Raw genomic sequence first — 9,986 nt, forward strand, 5'->3', positions numbered from 1 at the left:
GCGGCTCCCTTGTGAGAACCCTGTGTTAACAAGCACACTGGCCGAATATCGGCCTCACTCTAAGGAGCGGCCATGGGGGCGCTTGCTCTGGCCACGGTGGCACCGGTCGCCTATGTCGCGGGTTTCACGGTCTTCAAGGTCACGGGGCGGCGGATGCCGCGGCTCACCGGGTCCCGGTTCCTGCACACGACCTGGACGCTGGCGTCCAGCCCGGCCTGGCTCGCCGGGCTGGCGCTGCTGATCGGCGGGATGGTCGTGCAGAGCATCGTGCTGGCGCGGATCCCGGTCAGCGCGGTGGTGCCGATGTACGGGCCGGTCATGGTCGTGCTGCTGCTCATCGCGGTCACGAACTTCCGGGAGCGCGTGACGTCCGGCGAGCTGGGCGCGCTGGCGGTGCTCGTCCTGGCACTGCTGGCGTTCGCCGCCGCGGGCGGGCTGCTGCGCGGCACGGTCCACGCCGGGCCGGCCGGGCCGTGGGACCCCCACGCGCCGCTGTGGAAGGTCGGCCTGCTCATCGGCCCGTCGCTGCTGTTCCCGCTGTGGCTGTTCGTCGTGCGCGACAGCCCGGTGGACGGGCGGCACGCCAAGCGCGTCACGGGCGTCGCGTTCGGGCTGGGGGCGGGGGTGCTCGTCGGGTGCGCGGAGAGCTCCGGCGCGGCCCTCGCCCGGATCCTGCGGCACGACCTGGCGGCCTGGCCGGAGGCGCTCCGGACGCCGCACCCGTACATCGTCGTCGTCGCGGGACTGCTCGGCGCGGGCCTGGCGCAGATCGGGCTGCAGCGCTGCCGGCTGTCCGTGGTGATCATCATGCTGGCGGTCGGGTCGAAGGCGTCGCTGTGGCTCGGCGGGATCATGGTGTACGGGCAGCCGTGGCCGGGGACGCCGCGCACGTTCCTGCTGTCGGCGGTGGGCCTGGTGCTCGCGGCGGCGTCGGTGTTCCTGATCCCGCGGCACGAGCGGGAGGATCCCGTGGAGGAGCCGGCGCCGGAGGCCGTCGCGCCCGCGCAGACGCCGTTCGCTCCGCTGCGCGAGCGGGGCGCCGTCGAGCCCGGCTGGGCGCCGATGCTGTCCGCCCCGGTCGTCGAGCCGGAGCCGTCGCGGGGCGCCGAGCCGCGGCCGGCGGTGCCGCGCAGCGCGGCGGCGATGCGGTACGCGGCCATGCGGAACGAGGCCACCGGACGGGGCGACCGGGCCTGAGCACCGGTCAGGGGAACCGTCCCTCGCGGGGCGGCCACCGGGCGGCGGCCCGCGCCTCGTCGCGCTCCCGGATCAGCCGCGCCAGCTCGTTGGTCACCTCGTCGAGGAACGCGTCGACCTCCTCGACCGCGTACCCCTGCGTGAGGCGGGTCGTCGCGAACTTCCGGTTCCGGACGGTCTCCGGGGTGATCCGCCGCTCGCCGCCCGCGCCGCCCGCGCCGCCCACGCCGCCCACGGCTCCCGGGCCGCTCGCGCCGCCCACGGCTCCCGGGCCGCTCGCGCCGCCGCCGAAGCCGGTCGGCCGGCTCTGCCACGCCGGTCTCTTCTTGCCCATGCGCACCACTTAACACAGGCCGCCGCGGGCGGGGCGAGCGTTTCCTCGAAGGTGTTGCAAGGGTGCTGATTCCGAACCGATTTCTTGAACCCGGGTGAGCATTTTCCAGGACGCGGAGATTCCTGCTGTACGCTGCGCTGCGTCCATTTTCCGGGCGGTCGGTTGGGTACGCCCCGCGCTGAGGAGTCCGAATGGAACGTGTTATCGAGCATCGTCCCGGCACCAGCGGGAAGGCGCGCAGGTTCGCGTTGTTCATGAAGGTGTTCGTCCGGCCGGTGTTCTTCTACAGCCCGCTGACCCGGTTCATGCTGCGCCTCGCCGTCGTGCTGGATTGGGCGGCCCCGCTGCTGATGCGCCCGGCCCGCGGCACCCGCGTCGAACGCGTCGACCTGGACGGCTTCCACGGCGAGTGGATCCGCCCCGAGGGCGCCGATCCAGGCCGCGTCGTCCTGTACCTGCATGGCGGCGGCTTCTTCTGCTGCGGCCTGCGCACCCACCGCGGTCTGGTGGCGAGGATCGCGGCCCGGTCCGGCGGCGTCGCCTTTTCCGTCGCCTACCGGCAGCTTCCCGGGTCGTCCCTCGCGATCTCGATGGCGGACGCGCTCAATGCTTACGCATGGCTCCTTGAACAGGGGTTCGCTCCGCATGACATCGTCATCGCGGGCGACTCGGCGGGCGGCTTCCTCGCCTTCACCACCGTCCTCACCGCCATGGAGAACGGCCTGCCGAGACCGGCCGGGATCGTCGCGCTGTCGCCGCTGGTGGACCTCGACCACGAGGGCCGCGCGTCCTACGAGTTCACCCGCCGCGACGCCTACGTGCCGGTCCACCGCCTGAAGAAGCTGAACCGCCTCCTCCTCGCCGGGATGGACCCCGGCCCGCTGCCGTCCCCGTGCGACCGCGACCTCCGGGGCCTGCCGCCGGTCTTCATCGTCGCGGGCTCCCGCGAGGCGCTCCGCTACGACGCGGAGCTCATGACGGAACGGCTCGCGCTCGCCGGCGTCCCGCACCGCCTGCAGATCTGGGAGAACCAGGTACACGTCTTCGCCGCTTTCGCCGGCGCCGTCCCCGAAGGCCACCAGGCCATCGACGAGGTGGCCGCCTTCGTCCGCTCCGCGACCCCGCGGGCTACCGGCACCGCCGCCTGACGGGCGTCACGTCCCCGCTGTCTGGAACGCCTTCATGCAGGCCAGCAGGGCGGTCTGGGTCTTGGTCTTGTCGGCGCCCGGCGGGGGCGTCCATGCGCTGACGTCGTCGGGGACGTCGACGCCGTGCGCGCGCATGCACCGGGCGAACGCGGTGACGGTCTTGGACGGCGCGGTCGTCGGCCTGGTCACCTTGGGGCCGGGCTTGGGCGCCGCGGGCGGGGAGGCGGGCGCGGTGCCGGTCGGCGTCTGCGTGGGCGCCGGCGCGGTGCTGGCGCCCGGCGACGCCGAGCCGTCCGGCGCGGTGGGGGAACCGAGGGAGACCGGCGGCGGCGCGGACGCGGCGCCGCCGCCATCGCCGTCCCCGCCGCCGCAGCCGGCGGTGAGCAGCAGCGTCGCGGCGAGCAGCAGCGCCGCCGGCCCGGTACGAGCTGGCATCGGCTTCACCTCGGGTCCTTCCGATGAGACGTCGGCGGTCCCGGGCCGCGCGGCGGCCGGGAGAAAAGCCATTATCGTCCGCCCGGAAGAGCATGCGTTATCACTCGGATAAAGTATGTGAGCGCCCGCTTGTCAGCCGGTTGACAAGCATTTCCGAAGGTCGGTCACTGCTCACCGGAGTATGAAGAAGAGTATTCCTTGCTCGCCGGGTGAGCAATTTTCCGGGCCGTCTTGTGCCGGTGCGTTCTTTCATGGTCCCATCCGGTGCCAGGCTCGTGACCGGTGCGGAATGCGACCGCCGGCCGGGCCGCACGGACGATTTCCGATGGGTGGTCGAGAGATGAGTGTTCGCGCACGCCGGGCCGGCCGCCTGCTGGCGACGGCCGGGGCCGGCGCGCTGCTCGCCGCCGGGCTCGGCGGCGCCGGAGCCGCCGACACGGGCACCCAGAACGCCGACCTCACCGTGGCGTACCAGTGCGCGTTCCCCGCCGGGCCGCAGCACGTGGACGTCCGGTACCGGGCCGCGTTCCCCGCGTCGGCGGCGCCGGGCGGGCAGGTGCGGCCGGGGAAGGTCACGGCGACGCTGACCGTCCCGCGCGCCGCGCTCGCCGACCTCGACGCCGCCAAGGTCGGCGGGACCGTGCAGGTCGCGGCGCAGACCACGCAGAACGGGACGGTCGCCAAGGCCGCCTGGCCCGCGTTCACCGTCGACCCCGCGGACGTCCCGGGCGACGGGGACGTGACCCTCACCGCGTCCGGCCAGCCTGAGGCCGTGACGGCCGGGCGCACCGGCACCCTCACGTTCGGCCTCGGCGGACTCGACCTCGGCTTGGCGCCCGCACCCGCGCCCGCCGACGGCACCACGGAGAGCCCGGTCGCCTGCACGCCCGCGCAGGGGCAGGCCGGTGTCCTCGCGGCGGTCCCGATCGCGGCGGACGGCGCCGCCCCCGGCCCCGCGCAACCCCCGAAGAGCACCGCGGCGGTGCCGCCCGGCCAGTCCCCGCCGGGCTGCCAGGACCTCAAGGAGCCCGGATGGCTGATCTCCGGCTGCGTCTACATGAACGGCTTCGCGAACGTGCGCAAGCTCGGCGGCGCCACCGTCCTCAATGACCCGGCGGACCCGGCCCCCGCGCTGACGAACGTCGAGTACAACATCGTCCCGAACCTGCCGACCGGGACCGGGACGGACGTCCGCTTCCGCTTCCACGAGCCGCTGCGCTCGAAGGCGAGCTTCCTGACGTTCGGCTTCATGCCCACGACGGCCACCATGGAGATGGAGCAGGTCGGCCTCGGCACGGAGAACTCGGCGCCGTACGTGAAGGGCCAGACCCGGCAGCACGTCCAGACCAGGATGCGGGTCACGATCCGGCTGTACGACGTGAAGGTCAACGGGACGCCGCTGGACGTCGGCGCGCGGTGCCGGTCCAGCCGGCCCGCCGACATCGAGCTCGGCGACGCGCCCGGAGCCGACATCACCAACATCGTCAAGGGCGGCGTCCTCGACGGTTCCTTCGAGATCCCGCCTTTCCGGGGATGCGGATCGAAAGAGAACCTGGATCCGCTCTTCACCGGCTCGGTCTCCGGGCCCGGAAACTATCTGAAGGTCAGCCAGGGAACGATCTGCGGCCGGGCGCCCGCGACCTGCCCGCCGGCAATGCCAGAACTGAAGCGATAACGGCCGTCCGGCGCGGCGGCAGGGGTCAGGCATGCCCGAAATACCTGCGTCATGCCTGGTCAGCACGTGTGTGTGAGCGTTGTCACTCGACAATAAAGGCCGCGTAAGGCAGCGATTGAAACGTCTCAGAATTTGTCATCGGCGTCCGATGACGAATGCGGTTCGCGACGAGTAACTTACCGGCGAAACGCAATGGAAACGGTTCTCAGGAGGTGATGCGGCATCGGGGGTGAGCAGCACATCGGATAGCCGTGTTTCAGAGAATCGAGAGGTACCAGTGAAGACCACGAAGAACAGCCGGCGCAGAGGCGGGATGCTCGCCGGCGCGGCCGTCGCGCTGAGCGCCGCCGCCATCGCGTCGGCCATGCCGGCCTCGGCCGCCGCGCCGATCCACTACTCCTTCGACCTGAAGGGGTCGTCGTTCATCAAGGCGCCGAACGGCACCACCGACCTCACCGGCGGCGTCGAGGCCGACCTCGACGTCACCAAGCCCGCCGACAACGTCACGGCGGACCTGACGCTGAACCCGACCAAGGGCAGCTTCCAGATCCTCGGCATCCTGCCGGTGACCGCGGACGTCGCCTTCGTCCAGCAGGGCAAGACCACCGGCACCTACGCCAACAGCGAGCTCACGACGGACTCCAAGATGTTCGTCAAGCTCGGCTCGTTCAACGTGTTCGGGGCCATCCCGATCGGCGGCGGCGACCAGTGCCAGACCACCCAGCCGTCGGACATCGTCCTCAAGTCGGACGGGAAGTTCATCCCGTCCAAGGGCGGCACGCTCAAGACCGACGACTACACGCTGTCCTCGATCGACAACTGCGGCCCGCTGACGGGGATCCTCAGCCTCTTCACCGCCGGGTCCGGCAACACGATCTCGCTGAACCTCACCGCCAAGGCGTAGGCCCGCCCTCGCCTGACCCGCGGGCGCGGGCCGGGCCCTCCGCCCGCACCAGGGCGGAGGCCGCACCCCGCGCCCGGCCCACGGCGTCGCCCCCGCCTCCCCGCCGGCGGGGGCGGACCCGTCACCGCGCGCCGCGGACCCCGTCCGCGGCCGGCATGCCCCCCAACCTCACGCACACGAGAGGTACGAGGTGAAACCGAACAAGATCTCCCGAAGAGTCAGGACCGGCACGGTCCTCGGCTCCACGGCGGGCCTGATGCTCGCGATGGCGAGCATCGTGGCCGCGCCGGCGGCGTCCGCCGACGCCGGCCTGACCCTCAAGTACAAGTGCACCTACCCGCTCATCGGGCAGCAGGACCTCAACGTCGCGATCTCCACCGACATCCCGGACAAGGTCGCGCTGAACACCCCGTCGCCCACGATCAACATCAAGGCGGTGTCGACCGTCAGCGGCGACACCACCTTCGGCCTGTGGACGACCCTCACCAAGAAGCTGACCGGCACCGCGAAGGCGCAGGCGTCGCTCGTCGCGCCGCAGTACCCGACCGGGCTGCCGCTGAAGCCGAACATGACGCTGGCCGACGCGAACGTCCCCGACTCGGGGCCGTTCGACATCACCGCCACCGGCACGCAGGTACCGCTGACGTTCAACAAGGCGGGCTGGGCGCAGATCACGGTCGGCAACCTCGACCTGGCGATCACCCCGCTCGGCGCGGACGGCAAGCCCACCGGGCTCGGCCAGATCAACGCGTCCTGCAAGCAGCTGCCGGGGCAGAACAACGTCCTGAAGCAGTTCCTCATCGACGACGGGACCAACCCGCCGAAGCCGGACCCGGTCCCGGGCAAGTACCCGGCGCCGAACCCGGTGCAGACGCTCGACCCCGGCCTGCCCAGCTCGCCGGAGAAGACGCTCGATTACACCTGCCCGTACCCGCTCGTGGGTGACGGCGACCTGCAGGTCAAGGTGAAGTCGAACTTCCCGACCGAGGTCCCGGTCAACACCGCGACGCAGGACTTCATCTCCCAGGCCATCCAGGTCACGTCGGTCTCGACCGTTCCGGCCGACGTGAACGAGAACGGGCTCCAGCAGCTCGGCGCCGTGCAGATGGACGGGACCGCCCTCGCGCACCCGACCATCACTGTGCCCGAGATGGCCAACCCCGTCCCGCTGCAGATGGCGCTCAAGCTGGACAAGACCAACGTCCCGGCGACCGGCCCCGTCAGCATCAACGGGCCCGGCAAGGCCCCGGCGCTGTCGTTCACCAAGACCGGCGCCGGCAAGGTCGCCCTGGACGACATCGACATCCAGAACTTCACCACCTACGACGCCGACGGCAACCCCGCGAACCTCGGCGACTTCACCTGCCACCTGAAGTCCGGGCAGGACAACACCCTGTTCAGCTTCACCATCAAGGACGGCGGCACGCCGCCGCCGGTCGACACGACCGCCCCGTCGGTGCCCGCGAACGTGAGCGGTACCGCGACCGGTGGCTCGGTGGCCGTGAAGTGGGACGCCTCCACCGACAACGACGGTGGCTCCGGCGTCAAGGGCTACTACGTGACGGTGGACGGTAAGAAGGGCGACCTGGTGACGGGTACGTCCACGACCGTTTCGGGTCTGGCCGACGGTGACCACACGTTCGCGGTGTCGGCGGTGGACAACGCGGGCAACGAGTCCGCCGCGTCCGCTCCGGTCACGGTGAAGGTGTCGACCGGCCCCGGCCCCGACACGATCGCCCCGTCCGTGCCGGCGAACGTGAAGGGCGCGGCGACCGGTGGCTCGGTGGCGGTGTCCTGGGACGCCTCGACCGACAACGACGGTGGCTCCGGCGTCAAGGGCTACTACGTGACGGTGGACGGTAAGAAGGGCGACCTGGTGACGGGGACGTCCACGACCGTTTCGGGTCTGGCCGACGGTGACCACACCTTTGCGGTGTCGGCGGTGGACAACGCGGGCAACGAGTCCGAGGCGTCCACCCCGATCACGGTGAAGGTCTCCACGGGCCCCGGCCCCGACCAGACCGCTCCGTCCGTGCCGGCGAACGTCAAGGGCACCGGGTCCGACGACGGTTCGGTGGCGCTGTCCTGGGGCGCGTCCACCGACAACGACGGCGGCTCCGGCGTCAAGGGCTACTACGTGACCGTCGACGGCAAGAAGGGCGCCGACGTGGTCACCGGTACCTCGACCAAGGTCTCCGGCCTGGCCCAGGGCGACCACACGTTCGCGGTGTCGGCCGTGGACAACGCGGGCAACGAGTCCGCCGCGTCCGCGCCGGTCACGGTGAACGTGCCCGGCAAGCCGAGCGGCGGCGGCGCGTCGTACACGCTGTCCGGGTCGTCGACCATCAAGGGCCTGAACGGCAAGGTCGCGCTGAACGGCGCGGTCAACGCCGCGGTCGACGGCAGCGGCAAGGTCTCCGCGGACCTGACGCTGAACCCGACCACCGGCACGTTCTCGCTGTTCGGGTTCATCCCGGCGACCGCCGACATCGCCTTCGCCCCGCAGGGCAAGACGACCGGCACGCTGTCGGGCTCCACCCTGAGCACCGACACCAAGACCGTCGTCAAGATCCCCTCGATCAAGGTGTTCGGGATGGACCTCGGCGTCGGCAGCACCTGCCAGACGAGCGCCCCGGCCGACATCCCGCTGAAGTCCACCAACTTCAGCGTCGCCGGCGGCGGGACGCTCACCGGCAGCTACACCCTGCCGAGCCTGACCGGCTGCGGCTTCCTCACCCCGCTCGTCAGCGCGCTGGCCGCCGGCCCGGGGAACACGATCGACCTGAAGGCCACGCCGAAGAAGTGATGCTCCGGCAGTGACCGAACGGTCCTGATTCCGGCCCCCGCCGCTCTACCAGGGACGGCGGCGGGGGCCACCCCCCCGCGCGAGACGAGACCCCCGCGCGAGACGAGCACCCGCAGGACGAGAGCCCCGTGCAGGACGAGCGGCAGGAGAGGCAGCAGTGAGAGCCACGAGGAGAACGGCCGTGGCGTGCGCCGTCGCGCTCGCGTCCGGTGCCGCCGCCCTCGCCGGGACCGCGGCGCCCGCCGCCGCCGATCCGGTCTCGCTGACCCTGAACTACCACTGCGTGTTCCCGCTGATCGGCCCCGAGCCGCTCACCGTCAAGATCGACACCGACGTCCCGAAGACCGTGGTCAGCGGGCAGCAGGTCCCGGGCTTCACGGTCGACTCCGTCTCCACCGTCAGCGCCGGCTCGACGCGCGGCCTGGCCGCCGTCGGCTCCGCGAAGCTCGACGGGACCGCGCTCGCCAAGGCGTCCATCGCGGTGCCGGACGTGCCGACCGGCCTGCCGGTGCCGGTCACCTCGAAACTCGACACCACCGCCGTCCCCGCCGAGGGCGCCTTCGACGTCCACGCGCGCGGCACCACCGTCCCGCTGACGTTCCGCAAGACCGGCAAGGGGACGATCAGGGTCGGCGACCTGGTGCTCACGCTCACGCCGACGATCGGCGACGGCGGCCCGTCCGGGCTCGGCACGTTCGAGTCCGAATGCACGCAGGACCCGGGCCAGGACAACGTGCTCGCGACCTTCGACGTCGTCGACTCCACGCCTGTCTCGACCCACCACGACTACACGGTGCGGGGGACGGCGGCCATCAAGGCGGGCGCCGGGACCGTCCCCCTGAACGGCACACTCGGCGCCGACATCGACCCGGGCACCGGGAACGTCACCGGCGACCTCGACCTCGACCCCGCCACCGGCGACCTCAAGGCCTGGGGGTTCCTGCCCGTCACGGCGGACGTCGCGTTCGGGCGGCCGGGCGCGACCACCGGCCGGCTGACCGGCGACGGGCTTTCCGCCGACGCCGCGCTGGACGTGCGGGTCGCGTCGTTCAAGGTGTTCGGGCTGCCCGTCGGCGGCGGCGACCAGTGCCGGACGGCCGGGCCCGCGACCGTCCCGCTGACCTCCGGCGGCCCCTTCGACCCGGCGCGCGGCGGCGGGCTCGCGAGCCCCGGCTTCACACTCCCCCCGCTCCAGGACTGCGGCCCGCTGACCCCGCTGCTCGGCTCGTTCACCGCCGGCCCCGGCAACACGGCCGACCTGACCCTCACGCCGAAGGAGCAGGGCTGATGCAGGTCCGCACCGATCCCGCGCGCCGCGCGCTCCCCGCGCCCCGCATGCAACGTGTATGCCGCATGCACCATGTACGTCTCCTGGTCGCGTTCGCCGCGGTGGCGGCGCTGGCCGCAGGTCCCGCCGGGACCGCCGCGGCGGCGCCCGACCGGCCCGCCGCCGCCGCGTCCGACCCCGCCCCGCCCGGCGACGCCTT

7 protein-coding genes and 1 pseudogene are annotated in these 9,986 nt (G+C 72.1%); 6 read left to right on the plus strand and 2 right to left on the minus strand.

Going from position 1 to position 9,986, the window contains the following annotated elements; translation table 11 throughout:
• Positions 1-72: 72 nt before the first annotated feature.
• Positions 73-1,197, plus strand: a complete 1,125-nt coding sequence (locus F9B16_RS32700) for a hypothetical protein (RefSeq protein ID WP_151544089.1) — start codon at positions 73-75, stop codon at positions 1,195-1,197.
• Positions 1,198-1,246: 49 nt separating this feature from the next.
• On the opposite strand, the pseudogene F9B16_RS54370 reads toward F9B16_RS32700, so the two are convergent.
• Positions 1,247-1,387: pseudogene (locus F9B16_RS54370) on the minus strand (DivIVA domain-containing protein); the annotation flags it as partial.
• Between the two features lie 335 nt (positions 1,388-1,722).
• Here F9B16_RS54370 and F9B16_RS32710 point away from each other — a divergent pair.
• A complete protein-coding gene (locus F9B16_RS32710) occupies positions 1,723-2,679 on the plus strand; it encodes an alpha/beta hydrolase (RefSeq protein ID WP_151544090.1) in 957 nt (318 codons plus the stop codon).
• 6 nt (positions 2,680-2,685) lie between these two features.
• Here the strand turns inward: F9B16_RS32710 and F9B16_RS32715 are convergent, their stop codons facing one another.
• Positions 2,686-3,114: a hypothetical protein gene (locus F9B16_RS32715; RefSeq protein WP_151544091.1), complete on the minus strand. Its 429-nt coding sequence runs from the start codon at positions 3,112-3,114 to the stop codon at positions 2,686-2,688.
• A 340-nt stretch (positions 3,115-3,454) separates the two neighbouring features.
• Between F9B16_RS32715 and F9B16_RS32720 the strand changes: the two genes are divergently transcribed.
• The 4 genes from F9B16_RS32720 (at position 3,455) to F9B16_RS32735 (ending at position 9,787) form a co-directional block, all read left to right on the plus strand.
• Complete coding sequence (locus F9B16_RS32720) at positions 3,455-4,789, plus strand: DUF6801 domain-containing protein (RefSeq protein ID WP_151544092.1); 1,335 nt, start codon at positions 3,455-3,457, stop codon at positions 4,787-4,789.
• 277 nt (positions 4,790-5,066) lie between these two features.
• Positions 5,067-5,693 carry a hypothetical protein gene (locus tag F9B16_RS32725; protein ID WP_151544093.1) on the plus strand — a complete coding sequence of 209 codons (627 nt, stop codon included), beginning with the start codon at positions 5,067-5,069 and terminating at the stop codon, positions 5,691-5,693.
• A gap of 190 nt (positions 5,694-5,883) precedes the next feature.
• Positions 5,884-8,499, plus strand: coding sequence for a DUF6801 domain-containing protein (locus F9B16_RS32730; protein ID WP_151544094.1), 2,616 nt, complete (start codon positions 5,884-5,886; stop codon positions 8,497-8,499).
• 181 nt (positions 8,500-8,680) lie between these two features.
• Positions 8,681-9,787, plus strand: coding sequence for a DUF6801 domain-containing protein (locus F9B16_RS32735; RefSeq protein WP_151544095.1), 1,107 nt, complete (start codon positions 8,681-8,683; stop codon positions 9,785-9,787).
• The last annotated feature ends 199 nt before the right edge of the window (positions 9,788-9,986 follow it).

It is taken from the genome of Actinomadura montaniterrae (genome assembly GCF_008923365.1).
Taxonomy (GTDB): domain Bacteria; phylum Actinomycetota; class Actinomycetes; order Streptosporangiales; family Streptosporangiaceae; genus Spirillospora; species Spirillospora montaniterrae.

What these genes read in the sequence shown, in the direction of transcription:
- F9B16_RS32700 (WP_151544089.1), top strand. Translation starts at nt 73, where the DNA reads ATGGGGGCGCTTGCTCTGGCCACGGTGGCACCGGTCGCCTATGTCGCG.
- F9B16_RS32715 (WP_151544091.1), bottom strand. Translation starts at nt 3,114, where the DNA reads ATGCCAGCTCGTACCGGGCCGGCGGCGCTGCTGCTCGCCGCGACGCTG.
- F9B16_RS32710 (WP_151544090.1), top strand. Translation starts at nt 1,723, where the DNA reads ATGGAACGTGTTATCGAGCATCGTCCCGGCACCAGCGGGAAGGCGCGC.
- F9B16_RS32720 (WP_151544092.1), top strand. Translation starts at nt 3,455, where the DNA reads ATGAGTGTTCGCGCACGCCGGGCCGGCCGCCTGCTGGCGACGGCCGGG.